Below are 17,423 nucleotides of genomic sequence, written 5' to 3'. Positions count from 1 at the left end.
TATTAGTGGGTACTTTTTTCTATTTCCAAGCCTACATCGGTAATGCCATCCAAAACATGGATGCCGTCCACATTCCCATTCTTTCTCATGGCGTGGATAATGTTCAGTTTATATACGCCCGAATCGGAAAAAACGATCTTTTCATGGAACCAAAGTTTGTTTTCCTTAATGCTTCCCAGCCCCTTGCCCAACCACTCACCTGTTGGCTCTGCCATTTTATATTCCAGCGTGTCCTTGAAGGTTTCACCATCTGGATATTCCAGTTCGGTTATTAAAAAGAGGTTGTTGAATTGAAAAGTGTTATCGTTCCTGATATTGATGAACAGATTGTGAGGCTGCACGGAATCTAAAGATGAAAATTCAAAATTTACTGGTTTGTTCATATCCCATTTTCCATTCTCCATAGCCTCAAACTCGGAATAGACCAAGTTGTTATTACAGGAAACTATGCTCCAAATAACAACAAGGACAAGCAAGAATTTATTGTGCATTGGATGGATTTTTTGGCCTATTTTTTCTTCTTTTTTTGTTTCTCTTCTTATTCTTGGGCCTATCAAATCGAGTAAGACTATCTTGGCCTACGACATTTTCAAAGGCCATTTTTTCCTCGCTAATATTGTCTTGGGCGTATTCTTCAAGGCTGGCAATCTTTTTGTTGTTTTTGTTCAGCTCTAAAATCTCCAAAACCTGATCTTTGTCCAAAGCGTGCCAAGAGGCAGGGTCATCTTTATAGGAAAACCAAAGTGTTTCTTTGAAAATATCTGCTTTTTGGCAAAAGGCAATACCTTTTTCAGTCTTCAGTTTACTGTCTTGGGGCGGAAAATTCTTTAACGCCTCTAAATACATGTCCAACTCATAATTGAGACAGCATTTGAGTTTACCGCATTGTCCTGCCAATTTTTGAGGATTTAAAGCCAGTTGTTGATATCTAGCTGAAGCGGTACTTACTGATCTGAAATCTGTCAGCCATGTAGAACAGCATAGCTCACGACCACATGATCCAATACCTCCCAATCGCTGTGCTTCTTGACGGTATCCTATCTGGCGCATTTCGATTCTAATTCCAAAAGCCTTGGCCATATCTTTTATCAATTGCCTAAAATCTACCCGTTCTTCTGCAGTATAATAGAAAGTAGCTTTGGAGCCATCGCCTTGAAATTCAACATCGCTCAATTTCATTTGGAGTTTGAGTGAAATCGCTATTTCACGAGAACGTTTTTGAATTTCGGCCTCTTTGTTTCGGCATTTTTGCCAAATGTCGATATCACGCTGCGATGCTTTTCTATATATTTTGGGAACGGCTTCGTCATCATGCGGAACTTTCTTTCTCTTCATTTGCACCTTGACCAACTCCCCAGTAAGGGTAACTATGCCAACATCATGACCCGACTTGGCCTGTGTAGCAACCACGTCGCCTATTGCCAAGGGAAGGTTATCTACATTTCTGAAAAATTCCTTTCTGCTATTTTTGAAACGTACCTCAACGCAATCAAATGGTTTTTGACCGCTGGGTAACGACATATTGGAAAGCCAATCAAAGACCGTTAGCTTATTACAACCATCTGTGCCGCAAGTACCATTGTTCTTGCAACCACGCGGTTGTCCATCCTTGCCGGTTGAACAACTGCTACATCCCATATTTTTTATCTTGATTTAAGGAAATGCACTGCATTTTCTTAAAAAGGGTTCATAAAATTACTTGTGGTAAATATAGCACAATTTGTGGCAGCGGTGAAATGTTACCTTTTGTACTTCAACACTTCTGAACGTCCTTTTTTGAAAATTTTATTGCTTGCATGTTTGCCTTTGCGCAGCTTCTTTTGTTCTTCATAAGGCAGAGCATTGATTTCTTTGCATTCCTGTGAACAGCACTCGTTCATTGCTTCAGAACATTCTTCACATTGTATAAATAGCAAATGACAGGCTTCGTTGGCACAATTTACATGGATGTCGCATGGTTTTCCACATTGATGGCAATTGGCGATGACATCCTCAGATATCCGTTCTCCCCGTCGATGGTCGAATACAAAATTCTTTCCCAAAAATTTGTTTTCAAGGTCTTTGGCTTTTACCTGTCTTGTATATTCAATGATGCCACCTTCAAGCTGGTAAACATGCTTAAAACCTTTGTGTTTGTAATAGGCGCTGGCTTTTTCACATCGTATACCTCCGGTACAATACATGACCAATTTCTTGTCTTCTTTGTGCGCTGCCAAATCTTCTTCGATGATATCCAACGAATCTCTAAATGTATCCACATCTGGTGTAACGGCATTTTTAAAATGCCCTATTTCACTTTCATAATGATTTCGCATATCAACAAGAACGGTATCGGGATCCTCGATAAGCTCGTTGAATTGTTCCGCTCCTACGTGAATGCCCTTGTTGGTCACATCAAAAGTATCATCGTTCAAACCATCAGCTACAATCTTATTGCGGACTTTGACCTTGAGTTTCAAAAACGATTTGTTATCCTGCTCAATGGCAATGTTCAGGCGTACATTTTCTAAAAAAGAAATAGAATCAAGGTGTTCTTTGAATACTTGAAAGTTATCCGCAGGAACCGATAATTGTGCGTTTATACCTTCTTTGGCCACATAGATTCGGCCAAGTACATCCATTTCGTTCCAATTGATAAAAAGGTGATTTCTAAAAATTCCGGGGTTACCGATGTGTGCATATGTATAGAAAGAGATGGTCAACCGTTCTTTGCCGGCCTCCTCAATAAGTTTTTCTCTTTCTTTTGCACTTAATGTATTGTACAGTTGCATGCTATACCAATAATTTAAGTTAAAAAGTCTGAAATAAAATAAAGACAAAGGTACTATTCTTTAATGCAAAAAAGAAAGGGCCTCTTATTACAAGAAGCCCTTTCAACCACCATATTTCTTTTCATAGCGCAAATTTCCCTTTGCTGTGTGGTGTTGAATCGAAAACTCGATTCGATATGTCGTTTTTTGAATCAGTTGCTTGTTAGATACGTTCTTTTAAAAAGGTTGCGTTGCTTTTGTCGTATGTAGAAAGAAATGGTAATTTAGCCTTCCTAATTATGAGAACCATGAACAACGAAAACGAAGCAAAACTAAAAGCCTTAAAATTAACCCTGGATAAACTGGACAAAACCTATGGAAAAGGTGCTGTCATGAAATTAGGGGATAGTGTGGTAGAAGATGTAGAGGTCATCCCTTCGGGGTCATTGGGGCTGGACATTGCTTTGGGTGTTAGTGGTTATCCGCGTGGCAGGGTTATCGAAATCTATGGTCCTGAATCATCGGGTAAAACAACCTTGACCTTACATGCAATTGCAGAGGCTCAAAAAAATGGAGGCATTGCTGCTTTTATTGATGCAGAACATGCCTTTGATCGATTTTATGCGGAAAAATTGGGTGTAGATATTGACAATCTTATCATTTCCCAGCCCGATCATGGTGAACAGGCATTGGAAATAGCCGATAATCTTATCCGCTCAGGCGCCATTGATATTGTAATTATAGATTCGGTTGCAGCTCTTACTCCAAAAAGTGAAATCGAAGGTGAAATGGGGGATTCCAAAATGGGCCTTCATGCTAGACTAATGTCCCAAGCATTGCGAAAATTGACTGCCTCCATTAGTAAAACCAACTGTACGGTTGTATTTATTAACCAGTTGAGGGAGAAGATCGGAGTTATGTTTGGTAATCCCGAAACAACAACTGGAGGTAATGCCCTTAAATTTTATGCTTCGGTGCGTTTGGATATTAGACGATCTACCCAAATAAAAAACACCGATGGAACGGTTCTGGGAAACAAAACCAGAGTGAAAGTTGTAAAAAACAAAGTAGCTCCGCCTTTCAAAACTGCTGAATTCGACATTATGTATGGCGAAGGTATTTCCAAAGTTGGTGAGGTTTTAGATTTAGGCGTAGCATATGAGATTGTAAAGAAAAGCGGTTCTTGGTTCAGCTACGGAGATACTAAACTAGGCCAAGGAAGGGATGCGGTTAAAGCGTTATTGGCAGACAATCCAGAACTTTCTGAAGAATTGGAATCCAAAATCAAGGAAGCCATTGCCGCGGTTAATGCCTAATCTGGGTTTTACCTAACATTTTACTCTTTAACTTACGGGCAATACCACGCAACCCTTATCCTTACCATACATCTAGGGTGTAAAGAATTTTTTTAATGATGAAAAAGGTAATTGCACTGTTTGTGCTCTTTGGGATGGCTTTATCCATATCTTCCTGTGACTTGGATGATGGACAGAATTTCAATTTTACAACTCTTAGAGTTGTGGAAGCACAAATGCCAGCATTCTTTGAGCTAAATGAGACTTATGACATTGAGGTGACCTATCAACGACCCAATGGATGCACATTTTTTGAAGGGTTCGATGTTACCAAAACAGGGGATACGGACAGAGATGTGGTGGTAATCGGGACTGAGATACTTGATGGAAATACAGCCTGCACGCAGGCTATCGAAGAGGTAACCGCTATTCTTAAATTCAACGTAATTTTTAATGCAGAGTACCATTTTAGGTTTTATGCTGGCAACGATGGTGAAGGCAATGCTACATATATAGAATATACGGTTCCAGTGAACTAGACATCAGCAATCCAAAATTAACCAACATTTGGATCTTGAAGAATTAATACATAATTGTAAAAAGGGCAAAAGACAGGCGCAGGCCGATTTATACCGGAAATACTCCGGTATTCTTTTCGGTATGTGTCTTAAGTATTCCCGAAATAAAACTGAAGCAGAAGACAATCTGCATGACAGTTTTATGACAATTTTTAACAAAATCGACCAATTCAACTTTAACGGTTCCTTTGAGGGTTGGATCAAGCGAATCACAGTGAACACCGTACTTCAGAAATACAGAAAGGAACAGCACTTAAATGTGGTTTCCGAGAACATTGGAGAAGAATTGGACGTTGATACTGGGCAGGCAGATATTAGCCTAGCCACATTGTTGGGGTATATACAAGAGCTGCCAAACAAGTATAGGTTAACATTCAACCTTTATGTTTTGGACGGTTATAGTCATAAAGAAATAAGTGAGATGTTGGGAACATCCACGGGGACTTCAAAGTCAAATTTGGCCAGGGCCAAAATGATATTGAGGGAAAAAATAGAAAAAGAAAATATAAACATTGCTTAAATCATCTATGATGGGGAAAAAGAATTTAGAGCAATTGTTCAAAGAAGTATTTAAGGACTTTGGAGAAAGTCCTGACGAAAAGGTGTGGAAATCCATCGAAGCTTCCTTGGACAAAAAAGAGCAAAAGAAAAGAGTCATTCCAATTTGGTGGCGATTAGGAGGCATAGCTGCCTTGTTGGCCATTCTGTTTTATGTGATAAATCCGTTGGAACCTTCAAATGAAAACGGTGATGTTATTATTACTGAAACGCAAGAAGAAAATAATTCATCCAATAGTGATGATGGCCGTGAGGAAACCAAAAAATCCAAATCTTTCACAACACCAAGTACCGAACAACTTGTCGATTCTTCCAATGAAAACGATTCAGAATCTAACCAAAACACCGATTCTGACAAAGGTTCTGATGATGCTTTCATTAAAAACCAAAGTCTTGACTCCCAACCACAGTTGGTTGCTGTCCCTGACCAACAGTATTCGGAAAAGAACTTAAAAAATGACCAGGTTCAAAAAAACGAATTGGATGGCATAACTACTGCTGAACAGGAAGTTGCTGCCACCAATGTGGAAAAACAGAAAGAAAATCAGGCGGAAGATGAAGCGGTGACCATTGCAGAAGCAGATACTCCTGCGTTGAAGGATGTGGAAGCCGAGACAAATGATGCGCTTCCGTCCGAGAACAACGATAAAGAAGGTATTGTCCGTGACGAAGATCTTTTTCAAATTCCAAATAGTTCCGACACTGTTGCTGAAAACAAAATAGACGAGCAAAAAAATACGGATGAAAACATTGCCCAAAATGAGGAAGCGAATGATACTTTAGAAAAGAAGTCCATTTTTGAGGTGATTGAGGAACGTGAAGAAGAGGCCCTTGCCGAAAATACATCCCAAAAATGGTCTGTTGGTCCTTCAGTTGCCCCTGTTTATTTTAGTGCAACCGGTAATGGTTCGCCCATACACTCAAATTTTGCGGCAAACTCCAAATCAGGAAATATTAATTTAAGCTACGGACTTACCGTTGCTTATGAAATTGGCAAAAAGTTGAAAGTGCGCTCTGGGGTGCATAAAGTAAATTATGGATATGACACCAATGATGTAGTTTTTTCATCCTCTCTAGGTGCTTCGGCTAATGATATGATAGATAACATTGATTATAGCCAAACCGCCCGGACTGTCATCGTACAAAGCAAAAACAACGTTCCAGAAACTCTAGCCAATGATGCTTTCTTGGAATTGGCAGCCAATGAAAACCCTTCTTTGGATGGAAAAATGGTGCAACAACTGGGTTATATTGAAGTTCCGTTAGAAGTTGATTATGCGCTCATCGATAAAAAGTTTGGGGTAAACATAATCGGAGGGGTCAGTTCACTTTTCTTGGTGGACAATTCCGTGCTTTTAGAATCTGATGATTTGGTAACCGAAGTTGGAGAGGCTAACAATGCAAATTCTGTCAATTTTAGTACAAATGTCGGTGTTGGGCTCAACTATGAATTTTCTCCTAAAGTTCAATTGAACTTGGAGCCTGTTTTAAAATATCAACTAAATACGTTTTCCGAAACCGCCGGTTCTTTTAGGCCTTTTTCCGTCGGTGTTTATAGTGGAGTGCGTTTCAAGTTTTAATATATAAAGAAGTTGGTTAGGAAGATTGCTCCTTTAATGCAATCAATTAAGCACCTCGTTTCGGCGGGGTGTTTTTTGTGTACGAAATATCCTATGTTCAGATTTTTCTTAATTTATATTCGCTTTCAAAGTTTCCCATTTCAAGAAATAACCCCACAAAACAGAATAGAATCATAATTGTAACGGCTGTTCGCTTTTTCTAACCTATGCCAAAACCATCCATAAACCCAATACTCTCTGTATTTCTGCTCCTCGCTTTATCTTGTTTTGGATTTTCACAGAACGATTCCTTGGCGCAAGGAACGACTCTTCCGTTCAAAGTGCTAAAAACCACCGATGATGCTCTGACGATCAACGATATTATAAAATCGAAACACCCCTTTAATTATCTTAGCCATTTTGCCCAAAAAACCCATCCGGATGATTTTTACTGGATTCGAATAGATTTTGAGAAGGAGTTGGCGCATCTACAAACAAGCAACATTTGGCATTTAAAATTCAACTCTTTTGACTATGGCAAACTTCTCTATCAACATGATGGTACGATTCAGGAAAAGCCAATTGGCAAATTTGATCCGCATACACAAAGTGAAAAAGTAAAAGCCAATAAATACTTTTCTGAGATTTCATTTGATTCTGGAACTCTTATTCAAGATCGATATCTCTATTTAAAGGTTCGGCGAGTTACATTCTTTGAGCAACTTCAAAATTGGGAAATAAGTTACCAACAACAATCCATTAAAAACATTTATTCTTGGGATGATTTTAAAGCGCTTTTACCCATCTATATTTTTACAGGGGTGAGTGGTATTATGTCCTTGCTTGTGTTCCTATTCTTCATTTATCTAAGACGAATGGAGTTTTTTCTTAATTCATTTTATGTTTTTTGGCTGCTTGTTTTCATATTCAAGGAAGAACTTTTGCTCTATCATGACCTGTTTACTGATAATGAACTTCTTAAAAACTGGATGCTCGAAAATTTGGTTATAGTCATTGCCTTAGGCTATATGCTCTTCATGATTTTTTATTTGAACCTAAGAAAGGAATATCCTTTTGCTTTCAAAGTTCTTCAAGTTTCAATTTCCATTCATCTCCTAATATTAGTTGCAGATGCCTTTTTCTATTATTTTGAATTTTTTGTTGGTCGCATTTATATTCTCGAGATAGTTCCTATTTTGGATTCAACCACAGCATTTTTATCTGTTGGCTACATATTTCTTTTCAATAAAAACCTTCTGACCACCTTTTTTATTTTAGGTTCTGTGACATTTATGGTGGGGGTTGGATGTTTCTTTTATTTGGACACTGATTCAGACCCGTTGAATTACAATAAGCTTTATATAATTATTGGTTCCATATTGGAGATTACCATTTTTGCGCTGGGACTTACCTATAAAATCTTTATGGAGAACACAGAAAGATTAAAGTTCCAAGAGGAAGCCTTCATAAACAAGACCAAGGCTTTGCGAGCACAGATTAACCCTCATTTTATTTTTAACTCCTTAAATTCCATTCAGCATTTAATTACAAAAAACAATAAAGTCTCCGCCCTAAAATACCTTTCCAAATTTGGACGGTTAACCCGCAACATTTTGGAGAGTTCTTTTGAAACCAATGCCAAACTCGATGATGAAATAAAGTTGCTCACTGACTATTTGGAATTGGAATCTTTACGCTTTGATAATGCTTTTACCTACAAAATACAGATTGATGAAGCCCTGATTCCTGAAGAAATTGAAATGCCGTTTATGATTTTACAGCCCTTTGTTGAGAATGCCATTATCCATGGGCTATTACCCAAAAAAGGTGATAACAAAGAACTTTTGATCCGCCTTAAAAAAGAAAGTGATTTTATGGTTTGCGAAGTTGAAGACAATGGCGTGGGCAGACAAATGGCCAAATTAAGATTGCATATTTATCAGAAAGAAAAGAAATCTAGAGGGCTTGAGGTAACCAAGCAGCGATTGGAATCCATTGGTGAAAATCCCGAAAACCTGCAAATCATTGACAAAGTAGATGAAGAAAACAATCCGTTGGGAACAAAGGTCATAATCCGAATTCCAATTTAAACTTTTCCCTGTTGTAGCTCGCTCAGGATAATTTCTCGAACCTCTTCTCTCAATGTAGATTTATCTTCCTCACCCAAAATACCCGTTTCAAAAAAAGGATGCACCATTGCCCGGATTCTGCCCGGACCACCACTTAAAAAAGTAAATGAAAAACGCTTTTTGTTATCGTAAAATGTGATGGGTACCACAGGAATTTTATGTGCTATTGCCATTTTAAAAGCACCATCCTTGAAAGCGTCCAAAACAATATGCTCTTCTGGAACACCTCCTTCGGGAAAAATACATACGCTCAGCCCTTGATCCAATCTTCGCTGGGCTCTACGGTAAACCCCAGTGCGACTTTTGATATTATCCCGGTCAACCAAAATGCATACCCGCTTATAGAAAAATCCAAAAACCGGAATCTTCACCAATTCCTTCTTTCCCACAAAAACAAATGGGTTTTTGCTTACCACAAGCATAAACATAATATCCAACATGCTGGTGTGGTTGGCCACCAGCATATAGCTTTTTCCCTTTTCCATAGTTTGTTCCCTAACAATTTTCGGAAAACACCCCATACCATAAAGAATAGATTTGGCCCAAAGATTCCGAGCTAACCAAAAGAACTGCTTATAGGTTTTTTCAGAGAGAGTTGTCAACAATAAAAATGGAAAGAAAACAAAAATAGGAAGTGCTACCAATATATAGAACCAAATTCTGTATGCCGCATGACCTATGTTCTTGAAAATGGAAAGCATTCGCCAAAAGTAGAATTTTTGAATATCTTTATTGGAATAACCATAAAATCTTAAAAAATGGGATTACTATACGCTTTGTTGATTGGGGCAGCGGCCGGCTGGCTAGCTGGAAAAATCATGAAAGGTGGCGGCTTTGGAGCACTTATCAATATCATTCTGGGTATTGTTGGAGGTGTTGTGGGTAACTGGCTCTTTGGTGTTTTGGGTGTTCACATCGGTTCTGGAATTGTTGGCGACCTAATTACCGGAGTTATCGGAGCAGTAGTTGTCCTCTTTATTGCTGGCCTTTTTAAAAAATAACGCAAACTTCTTTAGACACTAGGAAGCACAACTTTTTTTATCCCATTTGGATGCTTACTTTTACGGGCAAAAATTAGGTATGGCCCGAATTTTAACCGGAATTCAAAGTACAGGCACTCCACACTTGGGAAACATTTTGGGGGCAATTATCCCGGCCATACAAATGGCCCAAGACCCCAAAAATGAATCCTTTCTTTTTATTGCGGATATGCATTCCCTTACCCAAATAAAAAATGGGGAGGAACTAAGAAGCAACACCTATGCCACCGCTGCTACATGGCTCGCTTTTGGACTGGATATTGAAAAAACCGTTTTCTATCGCCAAAGTGATGTTCCCCAAGTAACAGAATTAGCATGGTACCTCAGTTGTTTTTATCCATATCAGCGTCTTACACTTGCACATTCCTTCAAGGATAAAGCAAATCGGTTAGAGGATGTCAACTCTGGTTTATTTTCGTATCCAATGCTTATGGCTGCGGATATTTTATTGTATGATGCCAATATTGTTCCCGTAGGAAAAGATCAGCTACAGCATTTGGAAATGACAAGGGATGTAGCGTCAAGGTTCCACAACCAATTGGGAGAAACATTTGTGTTGCCCGAAGCCAAAGTCCAAGAGGAGACCATGTACATTCCGGGAACAGACGGGCAAAAAATGAGCAAGAGCAAAGGGAATACCATCAACATCTTTCAACCTGATAAGAAATTGCGCAAACAACTTATGGGTATTGTGACCGACAGCACGCCAATGGAAGACCCCAAGGACCCCTCTGCAGACAATGTCTTTGCCTTATACAAGATTTTGGCCTCCACCGAACAGATTGAGGAAATGAGTGCCAACTACCTGGCCGGAGGTTATGGTTACGGACATGCGAAACAAGCCCTTTACGAAGTAATCTTGGAAAAATTTGCCGAACCCCGTGAAAAATTTGACTACTACATGAACCATTTGGACGAGGTTGATGAAGCTTTGTCCATTGGAGCGGATAAAGCCAAAAAGGTGGCTGATGGGGTTTTGGAAAGGGTGAGGGAAAAACTTGGTTACTAAATTGCCTCAAACAATTTACCGGGCAAAGGCCGTATTACCCCTTTCATTTCCATGCTAAAAAGTGTTGATGATGTTTTATGGATGGGCAATTTACACTCCAGAGCAACCGTGTCCAACAATTGTTTCCCGTTCATCTGCAAATAGGAATAGATATACTGTTCTATTTGATTCAGTTCTACAAAAAGTCTTTTCTGAATGCTGGATTCCTCCTTCTTTTCTTCCAAATCCCATCCCAATAAATACACTAGTTCGGCTGCAGAAGTCAACATATGTGCTTTTTGGCGTTTGATCAAATCATTGCAACCCTTGCTAAATTTATCGGTTGATCTGCCAGGAAGGGCAAAGACTTCCCTGTCATATCCATTGGCTAAATCGGCGGTAACCAAACTACCTCCCTTTTCTGCTGATTCTACCACGATAGTGGCTTCACTTAATCCTGCAATGATTCGGTTTCGTTTTAAAAAATTCTCGCGGTCAGGGTTGCTTGTACTCCAGAATTCGGTAATAAAGCCACCGTTTTCCTCCACTTTTGACATATACTTTTTATGTGATTTGGGATAAATTTGATTTAGTCCATGAGCTAAGCAACCAATGGTTTGCAGACCAGCTTCCAGAGCCATTTTCTGAATTGTGATATCCACGCCATAAGCAAATCCACTTACAATAATGGGGTTTAATGGGGCGATTTGCTCAATAAAGGCTTCACAAAATGCATGTCCATAACTCGTAATGTTTCGAGTACCAACTACACTAATAATCTTTCTGTTGCTCAAATCTAAATTTCCTTTGCAAAAAAGGAGTATTGGTCCGTCAATACAATGCTTAAGTTTACTAGGATAGTCCTCATCTCCAAAATAGGAAAATGCAACATTTTTGTTTCGTATATACTCATATTCGGCTTCGGCTTCTTTTAAATGAATCGCATCGTGCAATCCCTTTAAGGTTATTCTGCCAATACCATCAATTTTTGTAAGGTGTTGCACTTTATCTTCAAAAATTGCATTTGCACTTCCGCAATGTGCAATTAATTTCTTAGCGGTGATATCTCCAATATTTGGAATTGCCTGCAGCCGCAGGGCCGCAATAATTTCAGGTTCAGTCATTTCGATTTGGGATTGTAGTTGTTCACAAAATACAGAATTTCAAATGTTAATAAAAAGTGATAAGCGCTATTTTGTTCTGCTGGTTTTTTTGCAATATTTGTGGCAATGCGGATTGAAGCTTATATAGAAGAATTACTTTACGATTACAATTGTGTCGTGGTGCCTGGTTTTGGGGCTTTTTTAGCACATGGAAAATCAGCAGAAATTGATTCCGTTGCCAATACGCTAAATCCACCTACCAAAACAGTTTCGTTTAATGCCCAGCTTTCCAAGAATGATGGTTTGTTGGTCTCCCATATTGCCAAGCAAAAGCGCCTTGATTATGAAGAGCTTTTGGAAGAGGTGGAAAATGTTTCGGAAACTTGGAAGAAAAGGCTTGAACAAGGAGAAAGTATTGAGCTTTTCGGTATAGGAAAATTGATGCTCAACCGGGAGCATAAAATTCAGTTTCAGCCGGAAAATAAAATCAACTATTTAACGTCTTCATTTGGTCTTTCGGCATTTGCGGCAACTCCGATTCAGCGGGAAGTTTTAAAAGAGGAGGTTGAAGAGCTTGAAGAAAAGATTCCATTTATCATTACTCCAGAAAAAAGGGAAAAGTCTTCATTTAGACCATGGTTAAAATATGCAGCCGTTATTTTATTGGCTGTTTCCTTAGGTTCAACATCATATCGTGCTTATGATGACCTTCAGCAAAAACAAGTATCGGTTCAGCAAGATGCCCAGCAAGAAGTTACGCGTTTGATACAGGAAGCTACTTTTTTTGAAAGTGCTCCTTTGGAACTTCCGGCATTGAGTATCAAAATCAACAAGAAAAAACTAGGCAAACATCATGTCATTGCCGGAGCTTTTCGGGTTGAACAAAATGCTGAAAAGAAAGTGGCACAACTCAAGAAAAAGGGCTATAATGCCATTTATTTGGGTGCCAACAAGTTTGGTCTGCATCAAGTAGCTTACGATAGTTTTGAAAATCCAAAAGAAGCACTCAAGTTTCTTAGAAAGGTAAAACGCACCGAATCTCCGGATGCTTGGATGCTATCGGAGAAATAATACTTCTTTCTTTAAAACCAGTTTTCACTTCAATATCTTTGCGCAAAATCCAACCCTTATGCGCGCGAAAAATCCGAGCGAATCTCGTACAGTAATGACAGATATGGTTTTGCCAAGTGAAACCAATCCCTTGAACAACCTTTTTGGTGGAGAGCTCTTGGCCCGCATGGATAGGGCCGCAAGTATTTCTGCACGAAGACATAGTCGAAGAATTACGGTTACTGCGTCTGTGAATCATGTTGCCTTTAATAGATCGGTTCCCCTTGGCAGTGTAGTCACGGTGGAGGCGTCGGTTTCCAGAGCTTTTAAAACTTCCATGGAGATTTATATCGATGTTTGGATGGAAGACCGGTTTACAGGAGAGCGCACCAAGGCCAATGAGGCTATTTATACTTTTGTTGCTGTGGATGAAACTGGAATTCCAACAGAAGTACCTCCATTGGAGCCAGAAACAGATTTGGAAAAAGAACGCTTTGCTGGTGCTCTTCGAAGAAAACAGTTGAGTTTGGTGCTGGCCGGTAAAATGGAACCCAATAAGGCCACAGAATTGAAAGCTTTGTTTACTTCCTAAGTCTTCAGAAATCGAAGTTATTAGGGTCGGGGCCAAAACGTTGTCCTCTATTCAACCTATCAAGCAGTTTGACATCTGCTTCGTTTAGCTCAAAGTCAAAGATATTGGCATTAGAAATAATCCGCTCTTTTTTGGAAGATTTGGGAATGGTAATTACCCCTTTTTGAATGTCCCAACGAAGAACAATCTGTGCTACTGTTTTGTCGTATTTGCCAGCTAAGTTTTTCAGCTCGGGAATATCAAAAATGATGCCTTGCATCATAGGTGACCAAGCTTCATATTGGATTCCATTATCGTTACAAAAATCAATCAAATCTTGTTGTACCAAATAAGGGTGAAATTCCATTTGATTAACCATAGGGACAATCTTCGCCACTGTCAGTAAATCTTCTAAATGATGCTGCATAAAATTGCTAACACCAATAGCTCGAATCCGTTTTTCTTCATAAAGCCGCTCCATGGCTTTCCAAGTATCCTTGGATTTTTCTCCTTTGGGCCAATGAATCAAATACAGATCTAAATAATCCAATCCCAAACGTTCAAGCGTATCGTCAAAGGCATTTAAGGTCGAATCGTATCCTTGGTCGCTGTTCCATACCTTGCTTACCACAAAAACATCCTTTCGGTCAACATTGCTTTTCTTAATTCCAATACCAACACCTTTTTCATTATCGTAAATGGCAGCGGTGTCTATATGTCGATATCCATGATTTAGGGCCTCTTTAACGGCGCTGACCACCTCATTCCCGTCTTTTGATAGGTATACTCCCAAACCAAAATAGGGCATCTGAACACCGTTGTGCAATTCAAAAGTTCCTTGTAAGTCTGTAATACTTTTCATGTACTAAAGCTGGTAAATCCAATCCTCCGGATTTAATCTATTGGAGTCTTCATAAAGATAGAACTTCAGTTTTGTTGTGCCATCAAACCGACTGGTATATATGTCGCCAATTACCTCCTTTGCCGCCACTCTATCACCTTTTTGGACATATAATTTGGATAAATTGTAGTAGGTGCTTATGTAATTACCGTGTTTAATCGTTACACCTCGGCTTCCTCCCGGAACTGAAATTATAGCGATTACTTCTCCTTCAAAAATAGCTCTTGCTTGGCTACCTTGATCGGTTGCAATGGTAACCCCGTTGTTTCTATGTTTTATTCCAGGATAAAGTTTATCTGCATAAACACCATATCCCTGACTTTTAATGCCCTTTTCAACCGGCCAAATCAGCTTTCCTTTGTTTGCCGAAAAGTTATTGGCCACCAATTGGGCCTCTGGAGTCAAAACAAATTTAGTCCTACTGGATTTTCCAGCTTTTTTATTGGTGCTTGCTATCGCATTTTTTATCAGTCTTTCTATCTCACGATCAATCTTTCTGGCTTCCTTTCGTTTTTGCGAAATCGCGGTTGTGTATTTGGACTCATTTTGTCGGATACTGCGCAAAAGGTTCTTTTGCGCTTCAATCTCAGTAAATAATTCGTTCTTTACCTTTCGATTTTCTGCCAACAGACGCTCCTTTGATTTTCTTTGACCAACCAAATCTTTGTTTAAGGCTGCCAGTTCATCCGTTTTCTTTATAATGTCCTCCCCCTGCTTTTTTCTATGCTTTGCATATTGCTCCATATATTGGAGTCTTTTGAAGGCCTGATAGAAGTTCTCAGCCGATAATAGAAACATTAATCTATTGCTTTGCGATTTGTTTTGATAGGACTTTTGAATAAGGTTGGCATAATCTTCCCTCAGAATTTTAAGGTCTTCACGAAGTTTGCTAATACTTCTGATATTTACATTGATTTGTCGATTGAGTAAATTGGATTGTTGATTGGTGACCCGAATAAGTTCTTGCCTCACATTAATTTTTTGGTCCAAAGCGTTCATTTGGTCAAGAACATTTCCTCTTTCCTTCTTTTCGGCAAAGAGTAATCGGTTGATTTCCTTTATCTCTTTTTGTAAACGTTCTCGTTTGGCCTCCAACGCTTTTTGCTCGCTTGTTTGGGCATGCAGAGGTACCGAAACCAAAATGGTAAGAATCAAACAATAAAGGTAATATGAAATTTTATTTGTCATATTACTTTAATATTATTTCATCAAATCCCTTAGGAATTTTATATGGAAAATTCAGCGTTCTATTGAGTTCCATGTTCTTAAAGTTCAAGCCAATTGTTGTTCGATCCATATTTTCCAAAGCAACAATATGGATTTCATTGGGCACTACCTTCCCTGAAATATCCTGATAAGTATATTTTGCCCTGAGCCTTCTATTTTCTTCGGGTTGAGCAATTTCTTGGGCGGCTATTTTAAAATTTTTCGGTTCCAATTGAAACAAAATCTTAAATAGCTCTTGCGCCTTTTTTGGTTTTAATTGATAGTTTCCTTCGTCTATCCCCGAAGCATATTTGCCTTCCCTTAAATCAAGGATTGCATCACCCAACAATAGACTTTGTACTTTATTGAAGTTTAACTCCGTCCCTAAAAGTTGACTCAAATAACCAAAATCTCCATCAAAATATTCATTTTGAAGTTTGTTGTAAAAAGACACTCTTTCAGGTGTAATTCGAGCTTTTACCACTCCAAGAGGAGCGCTTAACCAGATTACCTTATCTTTTTCCATTCGCAAACTGACACTAACTCCTTGATTACTTTTTCCATCTGAATAATCAATCTTTACCCTTCCACTTAGGGTTTTAAAATCAGTTTGATTGGCGTAATGATTTTCAATAATTCGCTTAGCAGACAGGCGAGAGTCTATCTCACCCCCCGTAATCGATTTGGTAGATTTGCACGATCCAAAAATCAACAAGCTCAAGAGCAAAAATATTGATTTTCCCATTTTATGAAATCGAAATGCGCGCATTATAAACCTGGTTTTACTTTGTTCAAATATTCTTGGGCCTTTGTTGCGTTGCCTATAGCGGTATAGGCCCTTGATAGTTCCTTGTATATTTTGTTGGCCAAAACATCATCATCTAATAAATAATCGATTGCGCTTTCTAAAACTTCCACCGCTTTAGCCGATTTAGAGCTTCTATTTAAAGCTGTTCCGTAAGCAAAATAAAAATAGGGTTGCAACGGGTATAGGTCCAATGCCTCCTCTGAGATGGACTCCATTTGCTTAAAGTTATTCGTAGCCAACAGTTCCTCAATCTTATTTTTATATTGTGTAGTTGGGTCTTCCTCTTCAGGCGTCTTCTTAGTAATTACAGTATTGGTTTTCTCTGTGTCTTGGTGAAGGGAATCATTAATTTTCAAGGTCAAATTTGTGGCAAATTTGGTGTTCCCAAGACCTTCTAATACTTTTAGGGCATCTTGGTATTTTCTTTTTTTAAAGTAAATCACCGCCAGATTTTCCCGTAGTTCTAGCTCTTGAAAAGGGATGCTCAGTTGAAAATTGTCCAAAGAACTTCCTTGTTTTTCCAAAATGTTCACCAAGCTTTCCAAATACCAAAAATCCGTTGGTTTAGTATTCAATGCCTCTATAGCAAATTCTTGAGCCTGAATGTATTTTTTATCAAGAAAGTACGCTTTTGCCAATTCATAATCAACTACGCTATTCAGGGGGTCCAAGTTTTTGCATTCCAAAAACAGTTTGATGGCCCTATCATAGTTTTGGATTCCCTTTTGCTTTAGTGCCTCAAAGAAACTTTCTTGAAATTCATCTGTGTATTCCTCTAAAAAGACTTCAGCGCTTTGCTCTTCATCTTGCGTATATGCGCAGAGAGAAAATATGAAGATAAACAGGTATGTGCTTACAGTCTTTTTCATTTTAATTTAGGTTCTCTT

18 protein-coding genes are annotated in these 17,423 nt (G+C 38.8%); 9 read left to right on the top strand and 9 right to left on the bottom strand.

Annotated elements, in window-relative coordinates; genetic code table 11:
* Positions 1–2: 2 nt before the first annotated feature.
* The 3 genes from IAG46_RS11450 to IAG46_RS11440 form a co-directional block, all read right to left on the bottom strand.
* Positions 3–491 carry a gliding motility lipoprotein GldH gene (locus IAG46_RS11450; RefSeq protein ID WP_190810486.1) on the bottom strand — a complete coding sequence of 163 codons (489 nt, stop codon included), beginning with the start codon at positions 489–491 and terminating at the stop codon, positions 3–5.
* Positions 481–1,638, bottom strand: coding sequence for a regulatory iron-sulfur-containing complex subunit RicT (locus IAG46_RS11445; RefSeq protein ID WP_190810485.1), 1,158 nt, complete (start codon positions 1,636–1,638; stop codon positions 481–483). The genes IAG46_RS11450 and IAG46_RS11445 overlap by 11 nt, the downstream gene beginning before the upstream one ends.
* 101 nt (positions 1,639–1,739) lie before the next feature.
* Positions 1,740–2,771 carry a rhodanese-related sulfurtransferase gene (locus tag IAG46_RS11440; RefSeq protein ID WP_190810484.1) on the bottom strand — a complete coding sequence of 344 codons (1,032 nt, stop codon included), beginning with the start codon at positions 2,769–2,771 and terminating at the stop codon, positions 1,740–1,742.
* A gap of 287 nt (positions 2,772–3,058) precedes the next feature.
* On the opposite strand from IAG46_RS11440, the gene recA reads away from it, so the two are divergent.
* The 5 genes from recA to IAG46_RS11415 all read left to right on the top strand — a co-directional run bounded on the left by recA (position 3,059) and on the right by IAG46_RS11415 (position 8,830).
* The gene (gene recA / locus IAG46_RS11435; protein WP_190810483.1) at positions 3,059–4,066 is read left to right on the top strand and encodes a recombinase RecA; all 1,008 of its coding nucleotides are present in this window, start codon (positions 3,059–3,061) and stop codon (positions 4,064–4,066) included.
* Positions 4,067–4,161: 95 nt separating this feature from the next.
* A complete protein-coding gene (locus IAG46_RS11430; RefSeq protein ID WP_223826661.1) occupies positions 4,162–4,584 on the top strand; it encodes a hypothetical protein in 423 nt (140 codons plus the stop codon).
* A 28-nt stretch (positions 4,585–4,612) separates the two neighbouring features.
* Positions 4,613–5,143: an RNA polymerase sigma factor gene (locus tag IAG46_RS11425; RefSeq protein WP_190810482.1), complete on the top strand. Its 531-nt coding sequence runs from the start codon at positions 4,613–4,615 to the stop codon at positions 5,141–5,143.
* Entirely contained in the window at positions 5,136–6,761 is a 1,626-nt protein-coding gene (locus tag IAG46_RS11420) for an outer membrane beta-barrel protein (protein WP_223826660.1), read from the top strand. Before IAG46_RS11425 ends, IAG46_RS11420 begins: the two co-directional genes overlap by 8 nt.
* A gap of 206 nt (positions 6,762–6,967) precedes the next feature.
* A complete protein-coding gene (locus IAG46_RS11415; protein ID WP_190810480.1) occupies positions 6,968–8,830 on the top strand; it encodes a sensor histidine kinase in 1,863 nt (620 codons plus the stop codon).
* Here the strand turns inward: IAG46_RS11415 and IAG46_RS11410 are convergent.
* The gene (locus IAG46_RS11410; protein WP_190810479.1) at positions 8,827–9,570 is read right to left on the bottom strand and encodes a 1-acyl-sn-glycerol-3-phosphate acyltransferase; all 744 of its coding nucleotides are present in this window, start codon (positions 9,568–9,570) and stop codon (positions 8,827–8,829) included. The genes IAG46_RS11415 and IAG46_RS11410 overlap by 4 nt on opposite strands.
* Positions 9,571–9,627: 57 nt before the next feature.
* Between IAG46_RS11410 and IAG46_RS11405 the strand changes: the two genes are divergently transcribed.
* Both IAG46_RS11405 and trpS read left to right on the top strand, forming a co-directional pair.
* Positions 9,628–9,870 carry a GlsB/YeaQ/YmgE family stress response membrane protein gene (locus IAG46_RS11405; RefSeq protein ID WP_190810478.1) on the top strand — a complete coding sequence of 81 codons (243 nt, stop codon included), beginning with the start codon at positions 9,628–9,630 and terminating at the stop codon, positions 9,868–9,870.
* A gap of 79 nt (positions 9,871–9,949) precedes the next feature.
* Positions 9,950–10,918, top strand: coding sequence for a tryptophan--tRNA ligase (gene trpS / locus IAG46_RS11400; protein ID WP_190810477.1), 969 nt, complete (start codon positions 9,950–9,952; stop codon positions 10,916–10,918).
* On the opposite strand, the gene dprA is transcribed toward trpS, so the two are convergent.
* Complete coding sequence (gene dprA, locus IAG46_RS11395; RefSeq protein ID WP_190810476.1) at positions 10,915–12,021, bottom strand: DNA-processing protein DprA; 1,107 nt, start codon at positions 12,019–12,021, stop codon at positions 10,915–10,917. The genes trpS and dprA overlap by 4 nt on opposite strands.
* Before the next feature lie 105 nt (positions 12,022–12,126).
* On the opposite strand from dprA, the gene IAG46_RS11390 reads away from it, so the two are divergent.
* A complete protein-coding gene (locus IAG46_RS11390) occupies positions 12,127–13,071 on the top strand; it encodes an SPOR domain-containing protein (RefSeq protein WP_190810475.1) in 945 nt (314 codons plus the stop codon).
* Positions 13,072–13,129: 58 nt separating this feature from the next.
* Positions 13,130–13,642, top strand: coding sequence for an acyl-CoA thioesterase (locus IAG46_RS11385; RefSeq protein ID WP_190810474.1), 513 nt, complete (start codon positions 13,130–13,132; stop codon positions 13,640–13,642).
* 4 nt (positions 13,643–13,646) lie between these two features.
* Here the strand turns inward: IAG46_RS11385 and IAG46_RS11380 are convergent, their stop codons facing one another.
* From IAG46_RS11380 to IAG46_RS11365, 4 genes are read right to left on the bottom strand one after another with little or no spacing between them, the layout of a single operon-like run.
* A complete protein-coding gene (locus IAG46_RS11380; protein WP_190810473.1) occupies positions 13,647–14,483 on the bottom strand; it encodes an aldo/keto reductase in 837 nt (278 codons plus the stop codon).
* Between the two features lie 3 nt (positions 14,484–14,486).
* A complete protein-coding gene (locus tag IAG46_RS11375; protein WP_190810472.1) occupies positions 14,487–15,710 on the bottom strand; it encodes a murein hydrolase activator EnvC in 1,224 nt (407 codons plus the stop codon).
* A gap of 1 nt (position 15,711) precedes the next feature.
* The gene (locus IAG46_RS11370; protein ID WP_223826659.1) at positions 15,712–16,497 is read right to left on the bottom strand and encodes a DUF4292 domain-containing protein; all 786 of its coding nucleotides are present in this window, start codon (positions 16,495–16,497) and stop codon (positions 15,712–15,714) included.
* Entirely contained in the window at positions 16,497–17,405 is a 909-nt protein-coding gene (locus tag IAG46_RS11365; RefSeq protein WP_190810471.1) for a lipopolysaccharide assembly protein LapB, read from the bottom strand. The genes IAG46_RS11370 and IAG46_RS11365 overlap by 1 nt, the downstream gene beginning before the upstream one ends.
* Positions 17,406–17,423: the final 18 nt, after the last annotated feature.

Source organism: Flagellimonas sp. S3867 (assembly GCF_014698935.1).
Classification (GTDB): domain Bacteria; phylum Bacteroidota; class Bacteroidia; order Flavobacteriales; family Flavobacteriaceae; genus Flagellimonas.
This window is presented reverse-complemented; position numbering and strand designations above follow the sequence as displayed.

Bases quoted from the DNA above. Each gene is read 5' to 3' on its own strand.
- IAG46_RS11440 (WP_190810484.1), bottom strand. From the start codon at position 2,771: ATGCAACTGTACAATACATTAAGTGCAAAAGAAAGAGAAAAACTTATT.
- IAG46_RS11365 (WP_190810471.1), bottom strand. From the start codon at position 17,405: ATGAAAAAGACTGTAAGCACATACCTGTTTATCTTCATATTTTCTCTC.
- IAG46_RS11405 (WP_190810478.1), top strand. From the start codon at position 9,628: ATGGGATTACTATACGCTTTGTTGATTGGGGCAGCGGCCGGCTGGCTA.
- dprA (WP_190810476.1), bottom strand. From the start codon at position 12,021: ATGACTGAACCTGAAATTATTGCGGCCCTGCGGCTGCAGGCAATTCCA.
- IAG46_RS11390 (WP_190810475.1), top strand. From the start codon at position 12,127: ATGCGGATTGAAGCTTATATAGAAGAATTACTTTACGATTACAATTGT.
- IAG46_RS11375 (WP_190810472.1), bottom strand. From the start codon at position 15,710: ATGACAAATAAAATTTCATATTACCTTTATTGTTTGATTCTTACCATT.
- trpS (WP_190810477.1), top strand. From the start codon at position 9,950: ATGGCCCGAATTTTAACCGGAATTCAAAGTACAGGCACTCCACACTTG.
- IAG46_RS11450 (WP_190810486.1), bottom strand. From the start codon at position 491: ATGCACAATAAATTCTTGCTTGTCCTTGTTGTTATTTGGAGCATAGTT.
- IAG46_RS11370 (WP_223826659.1), bottom strand. From the start codon at position 16,497: ATGCGCGCATTTCGATTTCATAAAATGGGAAAATCAATATTTTTGCTC.
- IAG46_RS11430 (WP_223826661.1), top strand. From the start codon at position 4,162: ATGATGAAAAAGGTAATTGCACTGTTTGTGCTCTTTGGGATGGCTTTA.
- IAG46_RS11380 (WP_190810473.1), bottom strand. From the start codon at position 14,483: ATGAAAAGTATTACAGACTTACAAGGAACTTTTGAATTGCACAACGGT.
- IAG46_RS11385 (WP_190810474.1), top strand. From the start codon at position 13,130: ATGCGCGCGAAAAATCCGAGCGAATCTCGTACAGTAATGACAGATATG.
- recA (WP_190810483.1), top strand. From the start codon at position 3,059: ATGAACAACGAAAACGAAGCAAAACTAAAAGCCTTAAAATTAACCCTG.
- IAG46_RS11410 (WP_190810479.1), bottom strand. From the start codon at position 9,570: ATGCTTTCCATTTTCAAGAACATAGGTCATGCGGCATACAGAATTTGG.
- IAG46_RS11445 (WP_190810485.1), bottom strand. From the start codon at position 1,638: ATGGGATGTAGCAGTTGTTCAACCGGCAAGGATGGACAACCGCGTGGT.
- IAG46_RS11415 (WP_190810480.1), top strand. From the start codon at position 6,968: ATGCCAAAACCATCCATAAACCCAATACTCTCTGTATTTCTGCTCCTC.